This window comes from Thalassococcus sp. BH17M4-6, assembly GCF_049323015.1.
Taxonomy (GTDB): domain Bacteria; phylum Pseudomonadota; class Alphaproteobacteria; order Rhodobacterales; family Rhodobacteraceae; genus Puniceibacterium.
In genome coordinates, this window is the sequence record NZ_JBMPGU010000010.1 from 96,734 (window position 1) to 120,791 (window position 24,058).

24 protein-coding genes are annotated in these 24,058 nt (G+C 64.0%); 10 read left to right on the forward strand and 14 right to left on the reverse strand.

Going from position 1 to position 24,058, the window contains the following annotated elements; all coding sequences use genetic code 11:
• Positions 1 to 4: 4 nt before the first annotated feature.
• From ACOXXX_RS14930 to ACOXXX_RS14940, 3 genes are read right to left on the reverse strand one after another with little or no spacing between them, the layout of a single operon-like run.
• Entirely contained in the window at positions 5 to 1,108 is a 1,104-nt protein-coding gene (locus ACOXXX_RS14930; protein WP_422827400.1) for a mandelate racemase/muconate lactonizing enzyme family protein, read from the reverse strand.
• Complete coding sequence (locus tag ACOXXX_RS14935; protein ID WP_422827401.1) at positions 1,105 to 1,344, reverse strand: hypothetical protein; 240 nt, start codon at positions 1,342 to 1,344, stop codon at positions 1,105 to 1,107. The genes ACOXXX_RS14930 and ACOXXX_RS14935 overlap by 4 nt, the downstream gene beginning before the upstream one ends.
• 55 nt (positions 1,345 to 1,399) lie before the next feature.
• Positions 1,400 to 3,874 (reverse strand): FAD-dependent oxidoreductase, encoded by a 2,475-nt coding sequence (locus ACOXXX_RS14940; RefSeq protein ID WP_422827402.1) that lies wholly within the window; start codon positions 3,872 to 3,874, stop codon positions 1,400 to 1,402.
• 71 nt (positions 3,875 to 3,945) lie between these two features.
• On the opposite strand from ACOXXX_RS14940, the gene ACOXXX_RS14945 reads away from it, so the two are divergent.
• The 4 genes from ACOXXX_RS14945 to ACOXXX_RS14960 are packed head-to-tail and all read left to right on the forward strand — an operon-like array spanning position 3,946 to position 7,744.
• Positions 3,946 to 4,833, forward strand: a complete 888-nt coding sequence (locus ACOXXX_RS14945; RefSeq protein WP_422827403.1) for a MurR/RpiR family transcriptional regulator — start codon at positions 3,946 to 3,948, stop codon at positions 4,831 to 4,833.
• Positions 4,830 to 5,912 carry an aromatic ring-hydroxylating oxygenase subunit alpha gene (locus ACOXXX_RS14950; protein ID WP_422827404.1) on the forward strand — a complete coding sequence of 361 codons (1,083 nt, stop codon included), beginning with the start codon at positions 4,830 to 4,832 and terminating at the stop codon, positions 5,910 to 5,912. Before ACOXXX_RS14945 ends, ACOXXX_RS14950 begins: the two co-directional genes overlap by 4 nt.
• Positions 5,905 to 7,377: an aldehyde dehydrogenase family protein gene (locus ACOXXX_RS14955; RefSeq protein ID WP_422827405.1), complete on the forward strand. Its 1,473-nt coding sequence runs from the start codon at positions 5,905 to 5,907 to the stop codon at positions 7,375 to 7,377. The genes ACOXXX_RS14950 and ACOXXX_RS14955 overlap by 8 nt, the downstream gene beginning before the upstream one ends.
• Positions 7,364 to 7,744: a carboxymuconolactone decarboxylase family protein gene (locus tag ACOXXX_RS14960; RefSeq protein WP_422827406.1), complete on the forward strand. Its 381-nt coding sequence runs from the start codon at positions 7,364 to 7,366 to the stop codon at positions 7,742 to 7,744. Before ACOXXX_RS14955 ends, ACOXXX_RS14960 begins: the two co-directional genes overlap by 14 nt.
• A gap of 21 nt (positions 7,745 to 7,765) precedes the next feature.
• On the opposite strand, the gene ACOXXX_RS14965 is transcribed toward ACOXXX_RS14960, so the two are convergent.
• From ACOXXX_RS14965 to ACOXXX_RS15010, 10 genes are all read right to left on the reverse strand, one after another.
• Positions 7,766 to 8,266 carry a DUF3299 domain-containing protein gene (locus tag ACOXXX_RS14965; protein WP_422827407.1) on the reverse strand — a complete coding sequence of 167 codons (501 nt, stop codon included), beginning with the start codon at positions 8,264 to 8,266 and terminating at the stop codon, positions 7,766 to 7,768.
• Between the two features lie 23 nt (positions 8,267 to 8,289).
• On the reverse strand, positions 8,290 to 9,540 hold the full coding sequence (locus tag ACOXXX_RS14970; protein ID WP_422827408.1) for an ABC transporter permease: 1,251 nt from the start codon (positions 9,538 to 9,540) through the stop codon (positions 8,290 to 8,292).
• Positions 9,537 to 10,202, reverse strand: coding sequence for an ABC transporter ATP-binding protein (locus ACOXXX_RS14975; RefSeq protein WP_422827409.1), 666 nt, complete (start codon positions 10,200 to 10,202; stop codon positions 9,537 to 9,539). Before ACOXXX_RS14975 ends, ACOXXX_RS14970 begins: the two co-directional genes overlap by 4 nt.
• 31 nt (positions 10,203 to 10,233) lie before the next feature.
• Entirely contained in the window at positions 10,234 to 10,881 is a 648-nt protein-coding gene (gene zrgA / locus ACOXXX_RS14980) for a zinc uptake protein ZrgA (RefSeq protein ID WP_422827410.1), read from the reverse strand.
• A gap of 39 nt (positions 10,882 to 10,920) precedes the next feature.
• Positions 10,921 to 11,307, reverse strand: a complete 387-nt coding sequence (locus ACOXXX_RS14985; protein ID WP_422827411.1) for a Fur family transcriptional regulator — start codon at positions 11,305 to 11,307, stop codon at positions 10,921 to 10,923.
• A gap of 109 nt (positions 11,308 to 11,416) precedes the next feature.
• On the reverse strand, positions 11,417 to 12,169 hold the full coding sequence (locus tag ACOXXX_RS14990; protein ID WP_422827412.1) for a thioesterase domain-containing protein: 753 nt from the start codon (positions 12,167 to 12,169) through the stop codon (positions 11,417 to 11,419).
• Complete coding sequence (locus ACOXXX_RS14995; protein ID WP_422827413.1) at positions 12,159 to 13,337, reverse strand: acyl-CoA dehydrogenase family protein; 1,179 nt, start codon at positions 13,335 to 13,337, stop codon at positions 12,159 to 12,161. The genes ACOXXX_RS14990 and ACOXXX_RS14995 overlap by 11 nt, the downstream gene beginning before the upstream one ends.
• A 2-nt stretch (positions 13,338 to 13,339) precedes the next feature.
• Entirely contained in the window at positions 13,340 to 14,140 is an 801-nt protein-coding gene (locus ACOXXX_RS15000; RefSeq protein ID WP_422827414.1) for a hypothetical protein, read from the reverse strand.
• Positions 14,141 to 14,162: 22 nt separating this feature from the next.
• Positions 14,163 to 15,176: an aldo/keto reductase gene (locus tag ACOXXX_RS15005; protein ID WP_422827415.1), complete on the reverse strand. Its 1,014-nt coding sequence runs from the start codon at positions 15,174 to 15,176 to the stop codon at positions 14,163 to 14,165.
• A gap of 42 nt (positions 15,177 to 15,218) precedes the next feature.
• Positions 15,219 to 18,182 carry a non-ribosomal peptide synthetase gene (locus ACOXXX_RS15010; protein ID WP_422827416.1) on the reverse strand — a complete coding sequence of 988 codons (2,964 nt, stop codon included), beginning with the start codon at positions 18,180 to 18,182 and terminating at the stop codon, positions 15,219 to 15,221.
• A gap of 275 nt (positions 18,183 to 18,457) precedes the next feature.
• On the opposite strand from ACOXXX_RS15010, the gene ACOXXX_RS15015 reads away from it, so the two are divergent.
• Genes ACOXXX_RS15015 through ACOXXX_RS15035 form a run of 5 tightly spaced genes read left to right on the forward strand, consistent with a single transcriptional unit; the run spans position 18,458 to position 22,515 of the window.
• Positions 18,458 to 20,017: an amino acid adenylation domain-containing protein gene (locus ACOXXX_RS15015; protein WP_422827417.1), complete on the forward strand. Its 1,560-nt coding sequence runs from the start codon at positions 18,458 to 18,460 to the stop codon at positions 20,015 to 20,017.
• The gene (locus ACOXXX_RS15020) at positions 20,014 to 20,265 is read left to right on the forward strand and encodes an acyl carrier protein (RefSeq protein WP_422827418.1); all 252 of its coding nucleotides are present in this window, start codon (positions 20,014 to 20,016) and stop codon (positions 20,263 to 20,265) included. The genes ACOXXX_RS15015 and ACOXXX_RS15020 overlap by 4 nt, the downstream gene beginning before the upstream one ends.
• 28 nt (positions 20,266 to 20,293) lie before the next feature.
• Positions 20,294 to 21,466, forward strand: coding sequence for an argininosuccinate synthase domain-containing protein (locus ACOXXX_RS15025; RefSeq protein ID WP_422827419.1), 1,173 nt, complete (start codon positions 20,294 to 20,296; stop codon positions 21,464 to 21,466).
• 55 nt (positions 21,467 to 21,521) lie between these two features.
• Complete coding sequence (locus tag ACOXXX_RS15030) at positions 21,522 to 22,220, forward strand: AzlC family ABC transporter permease (protein WP_422827420.1); 699 nt, start codon at positions 21,522 to 21,524, stop codon at positions 22,218 to 22,220.
• Entirely contained in the window at positions 22,213 to 22,515 is a 303-nt protein-coding gene (locus ACOXXX_RS15035; protein WP_422827421.1) for an AzlD family protein, read from the forward strand. Before ACOXXX_RS15030 ends, ACOXXX_RS15035 begins: the two co-directional genes overlap by 8 nt.
• Positions 22,516 to 22,710: 195 nt before the next feature.
• Here the strand turns inward: ACOXXX_RS15035 and ACOXXX_RS15040 are convergent, their stop codons facing one another.
• Positions 22,711 to 22,962: a helix-turn-helix transcriptional regulator gene (locus ACOXXX_RS15040; protein ID WP_422827422.1), complete on the reverse strand. Its 252-nt coding sequence runs from the start codon at positions 22,960 to 22,962 to the stop codon at positions 22,711 to 22,713.
• A 479-nt stretch (positions 22,963 to 23,441) separates the two neighbouring features.
• On the opposite strand from ACOXXX_RS15040, the gene ACOXXX_RS15045 reads away from it, so the two are divergent.
• Complete coding sequence (locus ACOXXX_RS15045) at positions 23,442 to 24,038, forward strand: CGNR zinc finger domain-containing protein (RefSeq protein ID WP_422827423.1); 597 nt, start codon at positions 23,442 to 23,444, stop codon at positions 24,036 to 24,038.
• The last annotated feature ends 20 nt before the right edge of the window (positions 24,039 to 24,058 follow it).

Here is a 24,058-nt window from a genome sequence, read left to right on the forward strand (position 1 = left end):
CGGTTCAATCCAGTATCAGATCAGGGGGACCCAGCAGGTCACGGTCGGGGGCGATGCCCAGGCCCGGCCCGTCGGGCGGGGCGATCCGGCCCTGTCGGCGCACCGGGCCGTCGGGCGCAACGCGGGGGGCGACATAGCCAGAGAGATCGCAGACGTTCAGCAGACGCGCCGGACGGGTCGCAGCACCAAGGTGCAGAGCGGCGGCGGTCACGATGTCAGAGCCCCAGGTGCATTCGACGCACATCTTCGCCCCCAGATGCAAGCACAGATCCCGCGCCCGGCGCAACGCCGAGAGCCCGCCGAATTTCGACAGTTTCAGCGCGACGGCATCCATGATTCCCAGCTTATGCGCCTGCAAGAGCGTGTCAGTGTCATGCACCAACTCGTCAAGCTTCATCGGCAGGTCCGTCGCCGCGCGCACCTGCGCGCATTCGGCGAGCGTGGCGCAGGGCTGTTCCAGCATCACGTCGAAACCCGCCACGGCCCGTCCCACACGCGTGGCCCAAAGGGTCGTCGCGCCGCAATTCCAGTCGCCGTAGACCAGCGGGCCGGGGCCCACCGCCTCGCGCACCTTGACGAGGCGTTCGACATCGGTTCGCCAATCGCCCGACGCGCCCAGCTTGGCCTGAAACTGGGTGATGCCGCTGGCCCGGGCGTCGCGGGCGATGCGCGCCATTTCGTCCGGGGCCACGCAGGTGATCGAATGATAAAGCGGCAGGTCCGCCGCCTGTCGGCCCCCCATGAGCGTGTAAAGCGGCAGGTCTGCCGCCTTGCCGGTGATGTCCCACAGCGCGATGTCGAGCGCCGACTTGGCGAAGGCATGACCGGGCAGCCAGGCATCGGCCTTTGCCATCAGCGACTCGACCCCCAGCGGATCGCCGCCCAGGATGACCGGCGCAAGTTCGGTCAGTGCGGGGGCAACGCCGCGGGCATAGGCGGGCAGGTAATGCGGGATCGGGCAAACCTCGCCCCAGCCGGTCAGGCCGGCGTCGGTTTCGACCGCGATGACCACGCTTTCCACCGTATCGCAGGTCTTGCCATCGGCCATGTAATAGGCGGTGTGGCTGGTCAGCGGCACGTGCCAGAGCGACAGGCGGGTGATTTTCATGGGTAAGCCGCCACCGCCGGAGCGCCCTGCATGTTCTCGTCCGGGTGCACGCCCAGCACGGGCGCGTCTGTCATCTGCAGGTAGCCGTCCGCGTTGCGCGGCCCGCAGGCACCGGCGCGGATCAGCACCTCGCCCTTACCCGGATCGGGGCGCGGCCAATCGGTGTGCAGCACCATCCGGTCCAGATCCCCATGTCCCATGGTCACCATGGCACGCATCGTCTTGGGCAAGGTCATGGGCGGGCTCCGTTTGGTGTCTGCGGTGCGCTCGGACCGTTGGTGGGTGCCGCTGCTATTCTGCCGGCTCGTAGACGGCGTCGGTCCGGGGCAGCAGGCTTTCGGGGTCGTAGGCCGGTGCGCCGAGCACGCTTGCCGAACGGGGCTGGCCGTGAATCACGACCTCAAGCGTGGTGCCCGGGGCGGCGGCGTGCGGCTTGAGATAGGCAAAGGCGAGGATCTTGCCGACGCTGTGGCCATAGGCGACCGACGCGGTAGAGCCGACGACCGAACCCTTCAGAAGAACCGCCTCGCCGCCGTGGCCGTCGACCTTGCCATCGGGTTCGATCTCGAGATAGGCGCAGATCCAGGGCAGCGCGCCGCGTTGCGCCTGCCCGGCGCTGGCGCGGGTTTCCGCGGCGCCCAGGTAGTCCTTGTCGAGCCGGGCAAAACGCATCACGTCGGCCTCTGCCAGCGTGACCTCGTTGGTGAGTTCGCCTGCGCCCTTAAAGGCCTTTTCCATGCGCAGCGCGTTCATGGCAAAGCTGCCGTAGTCGGCGATGCCATGCGCATTTCCGGCAGCCCAAAGCCCGTCATAGACCGCAAGGGCGTGATCGCGCGGCATGTGCAGCTCCCACCCCAATTCGCCCGCATAAGACATGCGGAAGGCCCAGACCGAAGCTCCGGCCACGGTGATCTGCCGCGCGGTAAGCCAGCGAAACCCGGAGTTGCTGAGGTCGGCATCGGTGCATTCCGCCAGGACATCGCGCGCAGCCGGACCGTTGAGCGCGAGCGCCGCCCAGTCGTCGGAGCGCAGGATGACCCGAGCGTCCTCGCCCGCGCGGTTCTGCTCGATATGGTCCAGCAGCCGCTGTTCAAAGAAGGCGGCACATACGAGGTAGTAGCGATCCTCGGCCAGCTTGACCACGGTGGTTTCCAGTTCGATCCTGCCGCGGCGGTTGAGCATGTGGGTAAGCGCGATGCCCCCCACCTTTTGCGGCAGGCGGTTTGCGACCAGCCGGTCCAGCAGCGCAGCGGCATCGGGGCCCGTCACCTCGACCTTGGTGAAGGCGGAAATATCCATGATCCCCACACCCGTGCGCACCGCCCGGCATTCGGCGGCGACCATATCGTGCACGACGTTGCGGCGGAACGAATACTGATCCTGCTGCGGCACGCCATCCTTCGCGAACCAGCGCGGGCGTTCGTGGCCGTAAACCTCTTCGAACACCGCGCCCTTTTCCTTGAGCCGGTCATAGAGCGGCGACGGCTTCACCGGCCGCCCGGCCAGACGGTTGAAATGCGGGAAGGGGATCTCGTGGCGCAGGCAGTAATCCTCCCTGGCCTTGATGACCTGCCAGTCCTTCGTGGCATAGGCACCAAAGCGGCGCGGATCGTAGTCGCGCATCGAGATGTCGGCGGCGCCGTGCACCATCCAGCGCGCCAGTTCGCGGGTCAGCCCCGGCCCCCAGCCGATGCCGATCTGGGTGCCGCAGCAGCACCAGTAATTGCGCACGCCGGGGGCCGGACCGATCAGCGGGTTGCCGTCAGGCGGGTGGCTGATCGCGCCGTGCACATCGCGGGTGATGCCCAGTTCGGCAAAGATCGGCATGCGTTCCAGCGCGTTTTCGAGCCAGGGCATGACGCGGTCGTAATCCGCATCGAAAAGCTCGTTCTCGGCCTCCCACGGGCAGTGGTCCACCCAGACGGTGTTGGGATTTTCCTTTTCGTAGATCCCGATCAGGCCCTTTTTCTGCTCCATCCGGATGTAGCCGGACACCTTCCTGTCATCGCGGATCACCGGCAGTTCGCGGTCGAGGTCGCGAAACTCGGGCACGGTATCTGTGACAAAGTAATGGTGCGTCATCGACGTCATGGGCAATTGCAGGCCCGACCATTCGCCCATCTGCCGGGCATAGGTGCCGCCCGCGTTGACCACGTGTTCGCAGCGGATCGTGCCCTGTTCGGTGTCCACCACCCAGTCGTCGCCCTGCCGGGTGATGTTGGTGGCGCGGCAGCGGCGGAAGATGCGCACGCCCTTCTGACGCGCCCCGGCGGCCATGGCCATGGTGACGTTGGTGGGGTCGACATGCCCGTCATCCGGCGTGTGCAGCGCGCCCAGCACCCCGTCGAGATTGTAGAACGGGTGCAGTTCGGCGATCCGCGCAGGCCCGACAAGCTCGATGTTGAAGCCAAGCGTGCGGCCCACCGAAAGCGTGTGGCGCAGCCAGTCCATCTCGTCCTCGGTATAGGCCAGCCGGAACGATCCGCAGCCATGCCAAGTCACCGGCTGGCCGGTTTCAGCCTCTAGCCCGCCGGAATAGAGCCCGATGTTGTAGTCCACGCATTTGCCCAGGCTGAAACTGCTCGTCGAATGGGTGATCTGCCCGGCGGCGTGCCACGTGCTGCCGCTGGTCAGTTCGGCCTTTTCCAGCAGGACGGTGTCGGCCCCCCAGCCTTCGTGCGCAAGGTGGTAAGCAAGGCCCACCCCCATCACGCCGCCGCCGACGATGACGACGCGGGCATGGGTCGGAAGGGTCGGTGCGGACATGGCGCGTTTCCTGTGTGCAGAGTCGCATTTTCGATGGACAGGGTAGACGTACAATTGTACCATCGTCAATCATGAATCAAACAAACGTATCAAACATCATTCTCGACCGCTTGACCGAAGAGTGGGATCGCCTGACCCCCGAGGCGCAGAAGGCGGCGCGCTACGTGCTGGAAAATCCGGCCGACGTGGGCGTATCGACGGTGCGAGAAATCGCCGAGGCGGCGAATGTGAAGCCCAACACCTTTGTCCGCATGGCCCGGCAGGTCGGGTTCGAGGGCTACGATGATTTCCGTGCCCCCTTCCGCGAGGCGATCCGCAAGGGCGGCGTCAGCTTTCCGGACCGGGCGCGCTGGCTGCAAGACATCCGCAAGTCGGGCGAGATCGGCGGGCTTTACGCCGACATGATCGACGCCGCCGCCCGCAATATCGAGGAAACCTTTGCAGCCATCCCCGAAAGTGCGCTGAAAGCCGCGGCCGAGGCGATCTGGGCCTCGCGGCAGGTGTTCACGCTAGGCGTCGGGGTGAACAACGCCAATGCGCGCAACTTCACATACCTCGCCTCGACCGGCATGACACAGTTCCACGCCATTCCGCGCCCGGGGTCGACGCCGGTCGATGACCTGGCCTGGGCCGATGGGCGCGACGTGCTGATCGCCATGACGATGAAGCCCTACCGCAGCGAGGTGGTCGATGCCGTGCGCATCGCGCGCGAACAGGGCGTGACCGTCATCGCCATTTCCGACAGCCCGGCCAGCCCGATCGTTCTGCAGGCACAGCACGGGTTCACCGTGGCCGTCGACACGCCGCAATTCTTCCCATCCTCGGTATCGACCATCGCGCTGCTGGAAACCCTGCTGAGCTTCGTCATCGCGGTGGCCAGCGACGAGATCGTCGCGCGGGTTGAAAAATTTCACCAGCGCCGGCACCAGCTTGGCATCTACCGGGAGGAGCCGGAATGACCATCGCCCTGACCCATTCGCTGGAGGCGCGGTACTACACCGACCCGGCGATCTTCGAAGCCGAGCGGACCGGCCTTCTGTCGCGGACCTGGCAATTTGCAGGCCACGGCAGCCAGTTGCAGAACCCGGGCGATTACTTCACCTTCGACCTGGCGGGCGAAAGCCTGTTCTGCGTCATGGGCCGCGATGGCATGGTCCGCACCTTCTACAACGTCTGTCAGCACCGCGCGCATCAGCTGGTCAGCGGGGCCGGATCGACCCGGGTGGTCGTCTGCCCCTACCACGCCTGGAGCTACGAGCTGACCGGCGCGCTGCGCGCCGCGCCGAACACCAAATCCGTGCCCGGCTTCGACAAATCCTCTGTCTGCCTGACCGAGGTGCGCACCGAACTGTTCCTGGGCTTCATTTTCGTCAACCTCGATCCCGATGCCGCGCCGATGGACGACTGGTTCCCGGGCGTCCGCACCGAACTGACGGCCTGGCTGCCACACTGGGACAGCCTCAAACCGCTGGAATGGGTGGAGATTCCGGAAAACTGCAACTGGAAAGTCTCGGTCGAAAACTACTCGGAATGCTATCACTGCTCGCTCAACCATCCGACCTTTTCCACCGGCGTCATCAAGCCCGAAACCTATGACATCCAGCCCCAGGGCTATTGCCTGCGCCACACGACAGAATGTCAGAGCCTCGAAAACATGACTTACGAGATCGACCGGTCGAAACCCCATTCGCAGGAGTATTCGAGCTGGTTCCTCTGGCCGATGTTCAGCTTTCAGGTCTATCCCGGCAACGTGCTGAACACCTATCACTGGCGCGCCATCGATGCCGATCACGTGGTCGTCTGGCGGGGCTGGTATACGGACGGCGGCTGGGACAGCGAGGTGATCCGCCGACTGGCGGTGCAGGACCGCGCCACCACGGTGGAGGAGGACATCCACCTTGTCGAAGCGGTGCAGCGCGGGCTCAGGTCGCGCGGCTACGTGCCGGGGCCGCTGGTGGTCGATCCCGGCTGCGGCGTGAACTCTGAACATTCGGTGATGACGCTGCAGAAATGGATGCGCGAAGGGGTGGATGGCTAAGATGCGCCCGTATTTTCAGAACTACATCGACGGCGGCTGGTGCGACGGCGGCGCGGGCCGCGTCGATGTCATCAACCCCGGCACCGGCCAGAAACTGGCCGAACAGGCGCTGGCCGATGCGGCGGATGTGGATCGCGCCGTGCAGGCGGCAAGGCGGGTGCACGCCTCCGGTGTGCTGACCGCCCTGCGCCCGATCGAACGTGGCCGGATGGTCCAGGCGATGGGGCGGTTCCTGCTCGACCATCTGGACGCGCTGGCCGATCTGCTGACCGCCGAACAGGGCAAGCCCCGCTGGGAGGCCGAGATCGAGGTCAGGGGCGCGGCGCTCTACTTCGAATACTACGGCAACCAGGCCAGCACGGTCGAAGGCCGGTCGATCCCGCTGGGATCGGGATATTTCGACTTTACCCATCACGAACCCTTCGGCGTGTCGGCGCAGATCATCCCGTGGAACTACCCGCTGGAAATGACGGCGCGGTCGCTGTCGGCGGCGTTGACCACCGGCAACACCTGCGTGATCAAGACGCCCGAGCTGACGCCGCTGTCGAACTACATTTTCGCCCAAGCCGCCGAGGCGGCAGGCCTTCCCCCCGGCGCGGTCAACATCCTGTGCGGCTGGGGGCACGAGGCGGGTGCTGCGCTGTCGGCACATCCGGGCATCGACCAGGTGGTGTTCACCGGCTCGGTCGCCACGGGCATCGCCATCGCGACAGCGGCCGCGCAGAATGTCGTACCCTGCGTGCTGGAACTTGGCGGCAAATCCGCCGCCATCGTGCACGAAGATGCCGATCTTGAGGCGTTCGAGAAAGACATCCGTTGGGGGATCTATTTCAACGCGGGTCAGGTCTGCAGCGCCATGAGCCGGGTGATCGTGCACGAAAGCCGCCACGCCGAACTGATCGAACGGGCGGCCCGGGTCGCCACCTCGCTGTCGGTGGGCCCGGGCGCCGAACGGCGCGAACCCGGTGCCAACATGGGGTCCATGGTCAGCGAGGCGCAGCGTGATCGTGCCGCGGCCATGGTCGAGGCGGCCCAGGCCCAGGGCGCCCGGGTGATCACCGGCGGGCGCAAGCTCAACATACCCGGCGCCTTTCTCGAACCGACCGTCCTTGGCGATGTGACGCCCGACATGACCATCGCGCAGGAAGAGGTGTTCGGCCCCGTCCTGTCGGTGCTGTCGTTCCGGGACGAGGCCGAGGCGATCGAGATCGCCAACGGCACGCCTTACGGGCTGGTGGGCGGCGTCTTCACTCGCGACCTCGACCGCGCGACCCGCGCGGCGCAGAAGATCCGCGCCGGGCAGGTCTTCGTCAACGAATGGTTCGCGGGTGGGGTCGAAACGCCGTTCGGTGGCTATGGCAAGTCAGGCTATGGGCGCGAAAAGGGCCGCGAGGCGCTCTGGAACTATGTGCAAACCAAGAATGTCGCCGTGAAGATCAAAGGAGGGCACAATGAGCGCTTTTGACGAAGACCTGTTCCTCAAGGGGCTGGAGCAACGCAAGGCCACGCTTGGCGCGCACTATGTCGAAAAAAACCTCGCCGCGGCGGACGAGTTCACCCGGCCCTTCCAGGAAGCGATGACCGCCTGGTGCTGGGGTTTCGGCTGGGGCGACGATGTGATCGACGCCAAGACACGCTCGATGATGAACCTCGCCATGATCGGGGCCTTGGGAAAGATGCACGAATGGGAGGTTCACTGTCGCGGCGCCGTCAACAATGGCGTGACGCGAGAGGAAATCCGAGCGATCATCCACGTCATCGGCATCTATTGCGGCGTTCCGCAGGCGCTGGAGTGTTTCCGCGTGGCGCGCAAGGTCCTGGATCAGGACTGACCGGTCACGCCGCCGCGCGCACTACCATTCGTAAACCGCAATCTCGTCGGCAACGATGGAATAGCCAGTCTGACCCAGATCGGTCGATTGCAGCTGCGTGCGCATCCGCCCCGTGACCCAGACCGGATTCCAGAGCTCGTCGCCGGGCCAGGGCTTTTCGGCGGTGACCATGACCAGCTGGTTCGCGGGCGGCGGCGGTGTGTGTATGCAGGCACCGACGTAAGGCACCAGCATGAATTCCGTGACCCCCTCGGCGCTCAGCTCGAACGGAATGATGAAGCCGGGCATCTTGATGTAGGCGTCGTTCAGCGCCTCGTTCAGCTTGACCCCGTTGGCGTCGTAGATCGGGTTCCAGAGGTCATTGACCTCGTCCAGCTCGCCTTCGCCGATGATCTCGGAATAGGGCACGCCGGGGGGAATGAGGTCGTCCCACGCGATTTCCCGGGGCGTTGCGGCCAGCGCCGCCCGCGGGGCGGCCAGGGAGGCCGACAAAAGCAGCAGCGTGTTTCGCCGGTTGAGCATTGCGGTTGCCTTCTGTCCAGTTGTCACGTCTTCACCATCATACCATCGGCCAAAGACATCCGGTAGGCGCGCAGCGCGGGCACCAGGCTCACAATCGCGCCAGCAGCGACAACCGCCAGCAGCACCCAAAGCTCGCGCAGGGTCGGCGCCTCGATCGGCAGCCAGAGGCCGAATGCGCTGTCCAAAAGCGGCTGCGCCACGGTCAGCCCGATATAGAGCAGTGCCAACCCGAAAAGCGCCCCGACCGCCGCCATCACCATTGCCTCGATCACCAGCATGCCGAGGATGGTCGACGGGCGCGCGCCCATGGCGCGGAAAATCGCCATCTCGCGCCGACGTTCGTTGAGGCTGGAAAAGATCGTGGCCATCATCCCGATCAGCGCCGTGACCACCACCATCGCCGAGACTGCCAGCAACGCGGTTTCGGCAATGCCGACGATCCCCCAAAGCTCTTGCAGGGCAACGCCGGGCAGGATCGCCTGCAGCGGCTCTGCCTTGTATTCGTTGATCGCGCGTTGCAGCGCAAAGGTCTGCAGCGGGCTTTGCACCCCGACGAGCGCGGCGGTGATCGCCCGAGGGGTCAGGTCCATATTACGAATGACCTCGACCGGGGTGGCGGGGCCCGGGGCCTGTGCGCCGCCGCGCCAATCCACATGAATCGCCTCGATCGCTTCCATGCTGATGATCACGGTGCGGTCGACCGGCGTGCCGGTCTTGGCCAGGATGCCCGCGACGCGGAACGGCTGATCGTCATGCTCGGTAAAGGACGCGACGCCATGGGCCACGATGATCGGGTCGTCGATGTCATAGCCCAGCGTCGCCGCGACATCGGCGCCGATCACGGCATCAAAGAGATCGTCCATAATCTTGCCGCTGGAAAGGTCCAGCGACCGCCCTTGCCGGTACTTGTAATGCTCGAAGAAGCCACGCGACGTGCCCATGACCCGGAACTGGCGATGACTGTCACCCAGCGAGATCGGCACGATCCAGTCGATCTCGGGCCGGGCGGCGATGTCCTGATAGCTTTGCCAGGTGACGTTGTTGGTGGCGTTGCCGATGCGGAACACGGAATAGAGCAGCAGCTGCACCGATCCCGAGCGCGCGCCGACGATGAGGTCGGTGCCCGAGATCGTGTCGGCAAAGCTGGCCTTGGCCCCGGTGCGCACCTTTTCGACACCCAGAAACAGCGCGACGGACAGCGCGATGGCAAGGATCGTCATCCCTACCGTCAGGGCGCGCGCCAGAAGCGATGCGATGGCCAGACGCAGGATCATGCGGCGGCCCGTTCGATCTGCGCGATGTCTTCCATGCGCAGCACACGATCAAAGCGGTCACCCAGCCGCGGGTCATGGCTGACCATCAAAAGCGCGGTGTCATGGGCGGCGGTCTGGCGAAACAGCAGGTCGAGGAACGCCGCCTGGCTGTTGGCATCCAGCGCCGAGGTCGGCTCGTCCGCGATGATCAGCGGCGGCTGACCGATCAGCGCGCGCGTCACCGCGACGCGCTGTTGCTGACCGACGCTGAGCGTGCTGGCCTTGCTGCGCATCACCCCTGTTGGCAGGCCAAGCGCGGTGCACAGATCGGCCGCGGCCGCAGCGGCGTCACCGGCCCGCGCGCGGCGGTCGGGCGCAAAGAGCAGGGGCAGCAGAATGTTGTCCGCCACGGTCCCGAAGGGCAAAAGGTTGAACTGCTGGAAGATCACCCCGATGCGTTCGGCGCGAAACCGGTCGCGCGCGCCGCCCGACAGGGTTGCCAGATCCGTCCCCGCGACGCGCACGGTGCCGCTGTCCGGCAGGATCGTGCCGCAGATCAGCGACAGGAGCGTGGATTTTCCAGACCCGCTTTCGCCCAGCAAAAGCACGCTTTCCCCCGCCGCGACCGCCAGCGCGGGCACGCCAAGGGCGAAGCCCGCCTGCCCCGGCCAGCGGTAAGCCATGTCGGCAACATCGAGGACCCTGTCCGGCACGTCAGTTCAGGTTTTGCAGGTTGAGTACCGGTGCATCGCGCGTGACCTCGAACGCCTGCGCTCCGGTGCTGGTGACAAGCTGCACCTCGACCTCTTGCGCGTTCGGGAAGGTGTCGAAGAAAGCAAAGGTGATTTCCGTCAGCGCCCCGGGCGTGTCGCAGGACAGCGCATAGTCGGCATCGAATTCGGTGTGTCCGGCAGTGTGCATTTGATGGTGTTCTTCATGTGCGTGCCCCTCGTCACCATGGTGCTCAGCCGCGTGGTCGTCATGCGCCTGCCCTTCATCACCGTGATGCTTCTCTGCATGATCGTCATGGGCATGCTCTTCATGTCCCTCCTCGGTCTCGATCTCCGCACTGGCCTCTGTCGCCTTACACCCCGCATCCGCGGGCACGACGAAAAGGTCGAGCGGCGCTTTCAGTTGCGCCAGGGCGCTGTCGATGGCGGCGCGGTCTTCTTCCGTTTTCGCCGCGTATTCGAAACCCACGATATCGGCGCCGGGGGCGCGCAACTCCATCGCCACCTCACCACCGTCCATCGCGATGTTGAGCGTGCTGACCCCGTGTTCATGGGCCCCAAGTTCGCGGCTTTCCTGCGCCAGCACCGGAGCAGCCGCGAGCAGGGCGAGGATCGAAAGGGTCTGTTTCATGTCATGCCTCTTTGGATTGGAAGGGGTGCTCTGCCGGGATCAGGTCGCACATGCGCCGCAAAGCCCGTGGATTTCGACGATGTGCCGTTCTGCCCGGAACGCGCTTTGATCGGTGAGCTTCGTCAGCGTCGGCAAAAGCCCGCTGCCGTCATGCTCATCAACTGTTCCGCAACCTTCACAAATGGCCAGCACCGGAACGGATTCCGCATGGCTGCAGCGGCACGGCACAAAGGCCTTGATCGATTCCAACTTGTGCGCCCGCCCCTGATCGGTCAGCGCCGACAGTGTGCGATAGACCGTCGGCGGCGCGATGTCGGGCTCGGTCGCCTGCAATTGCTCAAGAATCTGGTAGGCCGTCATCGGCTTGTCGTAGGCATTCAATACGCTCAGAACATCGTCCTGCCGGGCCGTGGCGCGCTTTCTCATGGCGGATTCCTTTGTCTTGCGGATTTGTTATTTTATAAAGTAATAAACCGCAAGGCCAAAAGGCCGACCATCGCAGCAGCGCCATAGCCGCGCAGTGACCATAAATTCATCAATGCTGCGTGGCCAAAGCGCAGGCGTCTTCCGACAGCACCGCCGCGATGGCTGCGGCGTTCTTTCCCGCGATGGCGCTGTAGTGGTCGCCGGGGGTCCGGCGCTGGCCGTAGCGGGTGCAGGCGGCTTCCCAGGCGCGGAAATTCTGGTCCGGCCAGTCGGACTGTACCGCGCGCAGTTGCAGGACCGGCACGTTCCCCGGCGACGGCGCATAGCGCAGCCAGCGCGCCTGGTTGAGCGCGTAGCGCAGGTAAAGCTGGTCCACCAGGTCGTCAGTCAGGCGCGGATCGACGGCCTGCAACGCATCCTTCAGGGTGCGAAGTGACGGATAGGGCTTCATCTCAAATCCGGCCTTGTCCACGAAGAACTCGCAGAAACGATCGTCGATGGCTAGAAACGGCTCGGCCCGGTTGTCCGGGCCTGCGACCGGCGCGTCGATCAGCACGGCGCTGACGCCGCGCAGACCTGCTTCGGAAAGGGCGCTGGCGACCTCGTAGGCCAGCGTGCCGCCAAAGGACCAACCGGCGCAGATCACCTCGGCCCCCTTTGGCAGGGTGTCGCGCAGATCACGGGCCAGGCCACTTGCCTGTTCAGCGATGGACGCGTCGCCATAGCGGTTCTCGACCCCCGACGCGCTCGCCCCCGTTATCTGCGACGCGATGGGCAGGTAGGGAAAGATATTGCCCGCATGGGTCGGCATGAACAGCACGTGCCGCGGGCTGGTCCTGTCGGTCTTCAACCTAGTCAGCATGGCGGTCCAGCCCCGTGCCCAGGATTTCCAGCATCACCTCGGACGCGCCGCCCAGAATGGTGCTGGCGCGCGCGGCCAGAAATCGGTCGGCCATGGCGGTGCCTTTCATGTAGCCCGCGCCGCCGTGCAGCTGGAAACACTTGTTCGCCGCATCGGCCTGCAACTCGGACGCCATGTATTTGATCAGCGCCGACTGATAATCGGTGATCCTGCGCGGGATCACACCATGCTTGATCTGGTCCAGATAAGCCTGCGCCACGTCGCGCTGCGCCTGCAGCCGGGCCAGGACAAAGCGGGTGTTCTGGAAGTCGAGGATGCGCTGGTCGCGGATGCGGCGCGCCTTGCAATAATCCACCGTATCCTCGAGCATCCCGGTCACCGCCGCCAGCGATTGTGCGCCGATGATGACCCGTTCGCGGCGCATGACCTCCATCACGTAGCCGAGGCAGGCGTTTTCGCGGCCGATCAGGTTTTCCGGCGGCAGTTCGACATCATCGAAATAGATCGACGCGATGTCCTGCGCGTGCATGCCGATCTTGGGCAGCGGGTCGGACACGGTGACGCCGGGGCGGTCCCTTTCGACCAGGTAAAGCGACAGCGCCATGGGAATGTCCTTGCGGCTGCGCGCGGCGACCAGAAAGAAATCCGCCACGCTGGCGCCGCTGATATAGGTCTTTTCGCCGTTCAGAACCCAGCCGCCGTCGGTTTTCCACGCGCGGCTCTTCAACGACAGGATATCGCTGCCCGCGCCCGGTTCGGTCAGCGCGATGCAGCCCACGAAATCGCCCGCGACCATTTTGGGCAACCACTGGCTTTTCTGATCCGGATTGCCGAAATAGCTCAGGTACGGCACGACCATATCCGCATGGGTGCAGATATCGGCGCCCGGCAGATTGCTGTGCGCGATGGCCATGGCGAGCATCAGGTTGAAATCGAAATCCTTCAGGCCCAGGCCGCCATACTCCTCGGGCACGTCGGGGCACAGCAACCCGGCCTTCCCGGCCTTCTGCCAGACCTCTTTCGGGGTCTGCCCGGCGGCATCCCATGTCTGGTGGTTGGGCCGGATTTCGGTGTCGATGAAGCGTTTGACACTGTCGGCGAACTGCGCCTTTTCTTCCGCCAGGGGGGCGGCATCCGCCTTGTCGAAACTTTGAAACGGGTAGGTCATGATCAGGCCTCCTGCGGGATCTTGGCGGCTTTGGCCGAGGGCGGGGACGCCGCGACCAGCCGCGCGGCGCGCATGCGGGTGTAGAACGGGGTGTGATGGCGCACGCAGTCCGCCCACTTTTGCGCCAGCGCCGGATCGTCGTAGACGGGTCGCTTTGGCGGGCGCTGGGGTGTCCGGATGAAACCGCCGCTTTTCGCCACGTCCTTGTGCCAGGCGGCTGAGCGCGCCCAGACATCCTGCTGACCGGGCGACCAGCTCAGCATGTCGGGGCTATAGGGCAGCCCAAGGCGCGCGCAAAGCTGGGGCAGCAGGGCCGCCGGATCGGCGATCAGGTCGTCGGAATCCAGCACGACCGCGTCCAGCCCCGGGATGTCGCTGATCGACCGCCACATCGCATGCAGGTTGTCGAACCCGATCTCATCCACCCGCACATGCGGTTTGAGCCGCAGATGCGAGGTCACCACATCCTCGACCCGGCGCATCAGCAGAACGTGCTGCACCTCGCGCAGCAGGCGCGGATTGCGGCGGAAGGGATAGTCGTGTTCCAGCGTTTCCTTGAGGATGACCCGCCGCGTTCCGGCCAGCTTCAGCATCTGGGTCAGCAGGGTGTCCGCATCGCGCGCGATCATCTGGCCCGCCTCGGCATCCGGGTCGGGCAGCACGGCATAGCCAAGATCCATGAGGTCGGCAAAAGGTTCGTGCAGGAACAGCGTGTCGGGCAGGTTCATCAGCGACCGGAAAAGTGCGGTCGAGCGGGATCGGGGGATGGCCCAGAGGGCGATCAGTCCGGTGTCGTTGGGCATGGTCTTCTCCTTTTCGGGGCTTTCACTGCGACCATTCCGTCGGTTCGCGGTCCCAGCGGTGGCGGCGAAGTTCGGCCATGAGTTCAGGCGACAGCGGCGGCAGGCCACTGACCCGCAGGTTCGCGTCCACGTGGCGAAGCTGGCGCATACCCGGGATGGTGGTGCTGAGCACCGGATGCTGCAGGATGAAGCGCAAAGCCGCTTCGGGCATCGACATGCCATCGGGCAGCACAGCGCGCAGCGCCTCGGCGTGATCGACGCTGCTGCACAGATTCTCGGGCACGAAATAGCTGTTGCGCCAGTCGCCATCGGGCCAGGTCGTGTCCTTGGTCAACGTGCCGGTCAGCGTGCCTTCGTCAAAGGGAACGCGGGCGATCACCGCGATGTCCAGGTCGCGGCAAAGCGGGAACAGTTCATCTTCGGGCGCCTGGTCGAAGATGTTGTAGATCACCTGAACGCTGTCGATCAGCCCGGTGCGCAGGGTAGCCAGGCAATTCCACGGCTCCCACCGATTGATCGACAGGCCGACGCCCCTGACCAGACCTTCGGATTTCCAGTCGTCGATCATCCGTTTCCAGCCGTCGTGATCGGCCCAGTGATCCTCCCACACGTGGAACTGCATCAGGTCGATGCAATCGGTGCCGAGGTTGTCGAGGCTGCGCTTGAGGTAGTCGTCGCAGAACTCCGCGGGAAAGATATCCTCGATCCGGTCGCCGCGTTTGGACGGAAAATCGCGGTTTTTGGGCGGGATCTTGGTCGCGACATAAAGCTTGTCGCCCCGGTGCTGGTCCAGCAACTCGCCCAGCAGCTTTTCCGACCCGCCGCGGCCGTAGATCCAGGCGGTGTCGAAGAAGTTGCAGCCCCGTTCGACTGCGCGGAAAAGGCTGTCGAGCCGGGTGGCATCCTCGGTGACACCGGTCCAGCCGCCTTCGCCGCCCGCGATGCCCCACATGCCATAGCCGATTTCACTGACCTGCCAGTTCAGGCGGCCAAAGCGGCGGGTGCGGACCTGCGTCTCGATCTGTGCGTCGTACATTGGACATTCCTTTCGAGTTTGAAATCAGGGAATTGCTCGGGCTCAGCCTGCTGCGCGCAGCGCGCAGCCGCAGCCCTTCTGGCTTAGCCGTGTGGCCAGCAGTTCGGGGCGTGGCCAATTGATGCCCAGCCTGTCGCCCGCGGTTTCGATGTAATGCAGCGCCGGATCGGGGAACCGGTCCTCGAAGGCGCTGAGCGCAGTGGTATCGGCCTCTGCCACCTTGGGCGCGGGCAATTGCCCCAGAAGGCCGCGCAGTTTGGCCGCGCAGGGTCGCCGGTCGCAGAGTGCCCTGAGCGCTGCGTGAAATTCGGCATAAGGTACGTCGCGCAACGCCATGCCCTTGTCCCGCACCAGGCCCAGAAGCTCGGGGATGCCGAGCGTCTGCGGGTTGAACAGGTGATAGGTGCGCGACGCGGTGGCATGCAGCAGCATCGCCTCGGCGATGGCGTCGCTCAGCGTATCGACGGGCGAACAGTCGACCGACAGGTGCACGTCGGGCCGCATCCGCAGGCGCAACGCCGCCTCGATCATCTGGTGCATGGTCGAGTTGCGGTTGTAGGCCCCGGTGTCGGTGGCGGGCAGCGCCTCGCCCACGCGGAAGATCGACACCGGCACCCCGGCGTTGCGCGCCTCGAGCAGCATGAGCTCCGCGACGGATTTTGAGCAATCGTAGCCGCTGCCCCTCAGCGCGTCGATCAGCGACGGCGCCTGCGCTTCGCCCGACCGCAGCGGCGCCGTGGGCAGAACGCTCAGCGTCGAGACGTAGTGGATCGGCACCCCCTGCCCCGCCCCCGATAGCGCCAGCACGTTGATCGTGCCCTGAACATTGGCATGGCGCAGCGCGTCGTAGGGTTTGGCCATGTTGACCTCGGCACCGGCGTGCAGGATGACATCGGTGGCCTTGGCCAGGTGGTCAAAGGCCGCGGGGTCAAGGCCGAACCGCTTTTCACCCAGTTGCCCGGCCACGCAGGTGATGCGCCCCTCCAGCCGGTCGGGATCAAGGCCGTAGCTCGCAAAGACCGATTGCAGCCGCAGCCGCGCGACGGCTGGATCGTCGCCGCGGACCAGGCAGGTGATCGGATCGAACCCGCGGTCGATCAGCGCATCGACCAGATGCGCACCGACAAAGCCGGTCGCCCCGGTGACAAAGGCCGATTGCGGTTTGCCAGCCGCCGGTCCGTGCGGAAGGCCGGTGCGCGCAATCAGCGCCCGGGCCTCGGCCAGATCGGATTCGACCAGCCCCAGCAGCTTCTGGTCGAGGTCGCGCGACGGGGCGTCGGGGTGATCCGGTTCCGCCAGAAGGCGGGCCAGCGCCGCAGGCGTCGGCGCGCGCATCAGATCCTCGATCGAGGCGTCGCGTTCCAGCCGTTCGGCGATGCCCAGCACCAGGTTGACCGCCGACAGGGAATCGCCGCCTGCCTCGAAAAAATTGGTGTCGGGCCCGCAATCGCGGCGGTCGAGTTCGGCGTTCCAAATCTCGATCAGGGTGGCGACGGTTCGGTCGCCCCTGGCCTCGGCACCGTCCGAAGCGGCGGGGAGAACGTCGAGCCGGGCCTGCAGCGCCTTGCGGTCGATCTTGCCGTTGGGCGTGAGCGGCATGGCGTCGATGACATGATAGGTGGTCGGGATGCAGGCCTTGGTCAGGTGCTGCGCCAGGTGATCCTTGATCCGGACGCCGTCGATGGGGGCCGCGACGCACAGCACCGCCGTCAGGCTGGTCAGCCCGTTGCCCCGGCTTTGTGGCAGGATCACGCATTCCGTCACCTCGGGCAGATCGAGGACTCGCGTCGTCACCTCGCCCAGCTCGATCCGGACCCCACCGATCTTGATCTGGAAATCGTTGCGCCCGTCAAAGCGCAGGGCGCCATCCGGCCCGATGTGGCCAAGATCGCCGGTCAGGTAGAGCCGTTTATGAGGGATCTCGTCAAAGCGGTTAGGCACGAAGACCGCAGCCGTCTTTTCCGGCTCGTCGAAGTAACCGCGCCCCAGGCACCGCCCGCTGATCGCAATCTGGCCGACGCTGCCCGGGGCCACGGGGCGCAACGCGTCGTCCAGGATCACCGCGTGGGTGTTGGCGATGGGCAGGCCGATGGGCACGTTGGCATCGTCCGCTTCGGTGATGTCGTGAAAGCACATGCCGATCGCACATTCAGTCGGGCCGTAGGTGTTGGTCACCCGCAACCCGGGCACCATCTTGCGGATCTGGCAGATCGCTGCGTGGCTGACCTCTTCGCCGCCGACGATCAGGTTCTTCATCGACGAAAGCTGACCCGCACGGTCCGGCGCGGCGTCGATGCTGCGCAACACGATGTTGAGGATCGAGGGCACAAAGTCGGTCATCACCACCTTGTGGGCATGGATGTCGCGCAAAGTGCCCTCGATATCGAGGATGCCGTCACGGTCGGGGATCACCACCTTGGCACCCACCGTCAGCGGCCAAAGCAACTGCCAGAGCGACGAGTCGAAGACGTGATGGCTGTTCTGCATCACCGCCTCGCCCGGTTTCAGGCCGAAATAGGCGCTCATGTAGGCAAAGCGGTTCAGCACCCCTTCGTGGGTGTTGAGGCAGCATTTGGGCGTACCGGTAGAGCCGGAGGTGAAAAAGCCATAGCAGAGATCTTCCGGACCGGTGCCGGGCGGGTTCATCACCTCGAGCCCGTCGAGATTGACCGGAAGATGGGGAATTGCGAGGCCCTCGAAAAGCGCCGTATCCGTGCCATCCTCGTACAGCAGCACAGGCGGTGCCAGCTTGGTCAGCACCGCCGTCATCCGCTCGGTCGGCCAATCGGCATCGAGCGGCACAAAGGCCGCGCCCGCGAGCAGGATGCCGATCACCGCGACGGGCAGCGCCACGCCGCCCCGGCACGACACCGGCACCAGCGTGCCCGGTGCCACGCCTTGGGCGACCAGCTGCTGCGCCACCGCGCTCGATGCGCGCAACAGCTCTTCGTAGGTATAGGACACCGCGCCATGGACCAGCGCCGGGGCCTGTGGGGCGCGCTGCATCTGTTGATGGATTTGCGCGACAATTGTGGTTTTCGGCAGGGCCAATTCCGGCCCGCTAAGCACTGTGATCTGATTTCGGGTATTCAGCGACTGGACGTTCATTAGAAAAATCCTCGACTGTGATGCGAATGAAAGCGCGATGCCTTGAGGAAAAGGTACGGCGTTGAATCCGAATCACCACTACCGACACTGATAGTTGTTGGAATCGCTTTCCCGGGCTTTGCTTGATGACACCGAAAAGCCGTCTGGAGGGGGCCATAGGTCCAAGTAATCTCATGCTAGATCAATCTCTTGCTGAAATCGGGCGTGGTGTGTCCCGTCCTTACGACCCGCGCAACTTCTACGATAAATTCGCTGAACTGGCCGCGCGCGCGCCAGAGAGTCGGGCGCTTCTTTTCAAAAAGGAAGGACAGTCCTACAGCGATCTCGTTTTCCGCGCAGCTGCCGTGCGCAAGGCGCTATTCGAGAAAGGCATTTCGCCCGGAACCCGCGTTGCATTTCAGCTTGATCCCGGCTTTGATTTGATTGCGATCAAATTGGGCATTCTGTCAGCAGGGTGTTCCTACGTGCCGATCAGCAACAAGGAAGCGGTCGACCGGGCCACCTATATTCTTGAGGATTCCGCTGCCGGCTGCTTTGTCACGCAATCCTCCTACGCGCATCGTCCCGTCGGTGAGACTCTGCCGCGGCTGATCGTGGAGGATATCGACTGGGCCGCCGCCGACCACCCCGATCCGGTGATCACCCCGGCGGGGTCCGAGGCCTACGTGATCTACACATCGGGCACGACGGGCAACCCCAAGGGCGTGGTGATCACCCATCATTCGATGGTGCAGTTCGGGGAATCGATTTCGGCCCTTTACGAGACGACCGCCGAGGATGTCGTACAGTATTTCTATTCACCCAGCGTCGACACCTCGGTCGAGGAAATGTGCCTGGCGTTCTTTGCCACTGCGACGCTGTCCATTGCCACCGAAACCGAACGCCACGCGCCGCCGCTGCTTGAACGGGCGATGAAGGACAAGGGCGTGACAATTGCCATTCTGCCGCTCAAGATCGGCATGCAGATGCAGCCCGAGCAACTGACCGACCTGCGGCTGGTGATCTTTGGTGGCGAGGCCGTGCATGCCGAGATCGTCAAAAAATGGCAGGCCGCCTGGCGCAAGGTCTACAATGGCTACGGGCCCACCGAAGCGACGGTGGCCTGCATCCAGATGCACTGTCAGCCCAGCGACAGCCCGCCGCCCATCGGGCGCCCCATGGCCAATCATTTCGTCCTGCTGGTCGACACGGACGGCAAGACCCCCGTGCCCTTGGGCGAGCGCGGCGAAATTGCCGTCGCCGGTCCGGGCATCGCCCAGGGCTACCTCAACAGACCCGACCTCACGGCCGAGAAATTCGTGATCAATCCCCATGCCCGCGACGCGACCGAGGCGGTGTTCTACCTGACCGGCGACATCGGTCGCTGGAACGCCGATGGGTTTCTTGAATACCACGGACGGGGCGACGATCAGGTCAAGATCAACGGCCACCGGGTCGAAATCTCGGAAATCGAAAATGCCTTCCTGCAGCACGAGGATGTCGATTTCGCCGCCGTGATCTGCGAAGGCACGGGCGAGGAGCGCTTCCTGCACGCCTTTGTGCGTGCGCACGAGGGTCGCCCGACCGACGCAAAGGCCTATTGGTCGGCGCTGCAGAAACGCCTGCCGTTCCAGATGATCCCCCGCAAGATCAGCTTTCTGACCGAGGTGCCCGTCACCCGGTCTGGCAAGGTCGATCGCAAGCGGCTGCCGGACTTCACCATTCCCGAACCCGCAAAGGAGGCACACGCATGAGCACGCAGACCACAACCCGACTGGAAGGAGAGATCATCGACATGTTCGCCACCGCGCTGCGTGCGGATGCTGGCCAGATCGATCCCGATTCCAACTACTTCACCCTGGGCGGCGATTCACTGAGCACCGTGAACCTGTCGATCGCGATCAGTGACCGCTACGACATCGAGTTTTCCCTGATCGAGATCTTCGAGAACCCCACCCCCGGCGGCATCGCCGGTGTCCTTGCGGATCGATACCTGAACTGATCCGCCGCGCATATGAAAGGAGTTTGCCATGTCGGTTAACCTGTCGCTTCGACAACTTGAGGGGAAAAAGGTCGGACTGCTGGCCGGTGGGGGATTGTCCTGCTGGGTCGTGGCCCGGGTGCTCAAGGATCAGGGCGTGAATGTCACGGTCTTCTGCGCCGATGTCGCCCAGGACGAAGAGCCGCTTCTGGCCGGATTTCTGGCCGATATGGACCGCAACGAGATCCCGGTGACCCGGATCGACCTGCGGTCGGCCGCCGCCGAGATGGCGATGGATCTGGCGCGGTATGATGCACGCTATCGCGGGGAATACTGGAACACCACCTCGGCGCTGCGCATGCTTCTGGTACGCGATCTGCTGCCCGAGCTTCAGAAGGCGGGATGCACCGTGCTGGCGCATGGCTGCGTCGGCGGCGGCAACGACGAACGGCGGTTTTCCAACTACACCCAGCAGTATGCGCCCAACATGGCGATCTTTTCGCCCTGGCGGGACCTGGAAATGCTGTCGCTGCTTAAATCGCGCCAGGACATGCTTGAATACATCGCCAGAACCTACCCCAAGGGGCCGCTGCTCGAGGCGAAGGCAATGGAATCCGTCGATGGCAGCCTGATCGGCGCCTCTTTCGAAGGGGACTGGCTCGAGGATCTGGAAAACCCCTGGACCAAGACCCGGTTCGCCCGCTCGGTCAACCTGTGCAAGGGGGCAGAGACCATACATCAGATCCGGCTGGCATTCGAGGGCGGCACCCTTGTTTCGCTGAACGGCAAGAGGCTGTCTGCGCTGGACATCCTGACAGAACTCAACACCCGTGCCGGAGAGGCTGGCGTGGGCCGGTCGTCCGTCATCGAGGATCGGATCAGCGGCGCAAAGATGCGCGGCGTCTACGAGGCGCCCGCCCTGACCGTCCTGGGGCAGGCCTTTCGCAATGCACGGCAGTTCGCGCTGTCGGAAAAGGAACTGGACCTGTTCCATAGCCTGTCGCAGCACCTTGGCTCTGAAATCTACGACGGCTTCGGGGACAGCGACGGCGCGCGGGCGGCCAAGGCCGCGATGGGCCTGCTGAACGCGCGCCTCGACGGCACGGTTTCCATGACGCTGACCGCCGGGCACGCGCTGCCGGTGGCGTTCCACGCGCAAGAGCACGCAAGCCACGTCAAGCATCAGCGCCGGTTCGGTCAGGGCGGCAGTTCCTGGAACTGATTGACTTTGTGTCCGAACCGCAATAACCTGATAACCGGTTTCAAGGTAATTACTCATGACCACTCTCAGTCAAGTTCGGGTCTCCGACAGCCTCATGGCGGGCGCCCGCGGTGTTTTGCCGGTCGCTATCGTCGTCGTCCCGGTGGGCCTGGCCTTTGGGGCCGCAGCGGTCGCCAAAGGCATGACACCGGCGGAGGCGACGCTTCTGAGCCTTCTGGCCTTTACCGCATCGGCGCAGTTCGCCGCGCTCGATTTCTTTGGCGGAAAGCTGCATCTGCTGCCGGTCCTGATGGTCATGTTCGCCGTCAGTTCGCGCCATCTGATCATGGGGGCGACGCTTTACCCATCCTTGCAGGCTCTTCCGCGATGGCGGCAGTACCGGTCTTTGGCCTTCCTCAGCGATCCGAACTACGCCGATACGATGCGCGCGTCGCGACAGGACCGCAGCGCCGATCTGACCCGGCTGATGGGCGGCGGGATGATGCTGTGGATGGCCTGGGTCGCAGGCACCTTTGCGGGCAGTCTGGCGGGCAGTTCATTCAGCGATCTGTCTCGGTTCGGCGTCGATGTGATCCTGGTCAGCTATTTCACGACCGTCGTGATGGACACGCCCGAGGAAGAGCGGATCTATCCCATCCTCGGCCTTGTCGCGGTCACCGCCTATCTGGGGCATTTCCTGATGCCCGATGGCTGGAACATCGTCGCCGCGGCGCTGGTCGGGGGTGCCGCGCGCTGGATGACTGCCAATGATTGATCCACACACTTTCTATATCATTCTGGTCATGTCAGGCGTTGTCCTGCTGACGCGCCTTGCCGGGCCCGAGATCATGCGAATGATCGGCATCAATGCCCGCATGGAAAAGGCGCTGTCCACCATGGCGTCGGCCGTGATCGTGGCGATCCTGGCGAACGAGGTGGCCGACGGTGGCTGGCGCGATGCCATCGCCATCGGCGTGACGGCGGCGGCGCTGCTGATCCTGCGGAACGAAATGGCCGCGATGCTGACCGCCGTGGCGGTAGCGGCTGCGGGCAGTTTTCTCGCGCTCTAGCGACGGGTGATTTATCCCCTTGGCATACATGCAAAAGAAGAATGGAAATTAACACTCTTCGAATTAGGGACGCCCCGCGCGAAAATCCGATGTAGTCATTTCTAATTCCAGCCACTCTCATCCAGAATTTGTTTTCGACAGAAAAAGAGGCCCCGCCAGAGGGGCCTCTTTCGAAACTTCTGAATTCATGCCGCTCTACAGGGTAATCTCGATAAGCCCCAGTTTCACAGCTTTGACCGCCGCGAGTGTGCGGTTGTTCACCTCGAGCTTTGCGAAGATATTTTTCATGTGGAAGTTGACAGTATTTTCACTGACACCGATAAGTTGCCCGATATCCCAAGATGATTTTCCGATTGCTACCCAGGACAGACATTCAATCTCACGTTGACTCAGGGCAAAGTCGCCGGTCTCGAGATTATTGTTTAAAGTCATTACGTTCATGGCCATAACTCCTAACCCCTTATATGGTTATCTAGGTAGCGCAGCACGTGTGTGCGACAACCTATGAGGCACAAAAAATTTCAAGATTACACGCTACCTTGTTTCCTTGTTGCGCAACCAATAGGTGTAGTCAGGTTCGAATTGCGCCCCCGCCCCGGAGCGCCTGCGCCAGCATCCATGTTAAATCCCAAAGGAAACGAAGGGTTGACCAAACTCAGGCCTCAGCAACGCGTTGAACGGCCGCTCCGGCCCGTCGAGTTAACTTTTGATAGCCTCATTAATAATTTTGAAACCACGCACCTTACGAACAATAGATTTATATTGGACTCTATATCTGGTGAGGAATGTCGCGATAAAGCACTTGAAGTGAATTGACCTTCCAAGATAACATAAGATGGAAGGCCGATGCGGGGCGTATCACTGGTCACCGCGACCGAGTTCTCTTTTCCAGGTAAAGTCGGCAGCATCTCGAGGAGGCTGATGCCATGTCTATCGAAACCGCTCCGCCAGGATACTCGCACACACCGGTTCGCGCCATCGGCAACAATCTGTCGCTCGACTTCATCAACACCGCTGACTGGAACGGCGCGGGCGAGGTGATCCACGAAAAACTGGCCGCCCCCGACGATATCGAAATCTGGCTCGACAAGCTGGGGATCCGGGGGTTGGCGTCACCCCTCGGCAATCTGTCGCTGGAGGAGCTTCGGGCCTATCGCCGCGACATGCGAGAGGTGGTGCTGTCGCTCTATCGCGGGCACGCCCCGAAGCCGGAACGGTTGCAGCAGGTGCTGTCCCCGATGTGTGACGGCCCCAGCCTGGTGCCGCAGGCTTCGGGCATCGGTTATGCCCCCACGGCAACCTTGCAGCAGCTGGTCGCCATGCACGCGGCGTCGATGTTCAGCGCGCCCGCGACGCGCAAACAGCTCAAGATGTGCCGTGGTGACGATTGCGGCTGGTTCTTCCTCGATCAAAGCAAGACCGGCCGCCGCGTCTGGTGCTGCATGGAAACCTGCGGAAACCGCGCCAAGGCCCGCCGGTTTTCGGCCCGGGCCAAGGAAAAGGAAAAGCGGGCCGCGATTTAGCGCGCCCCGCCCCGAGCCGG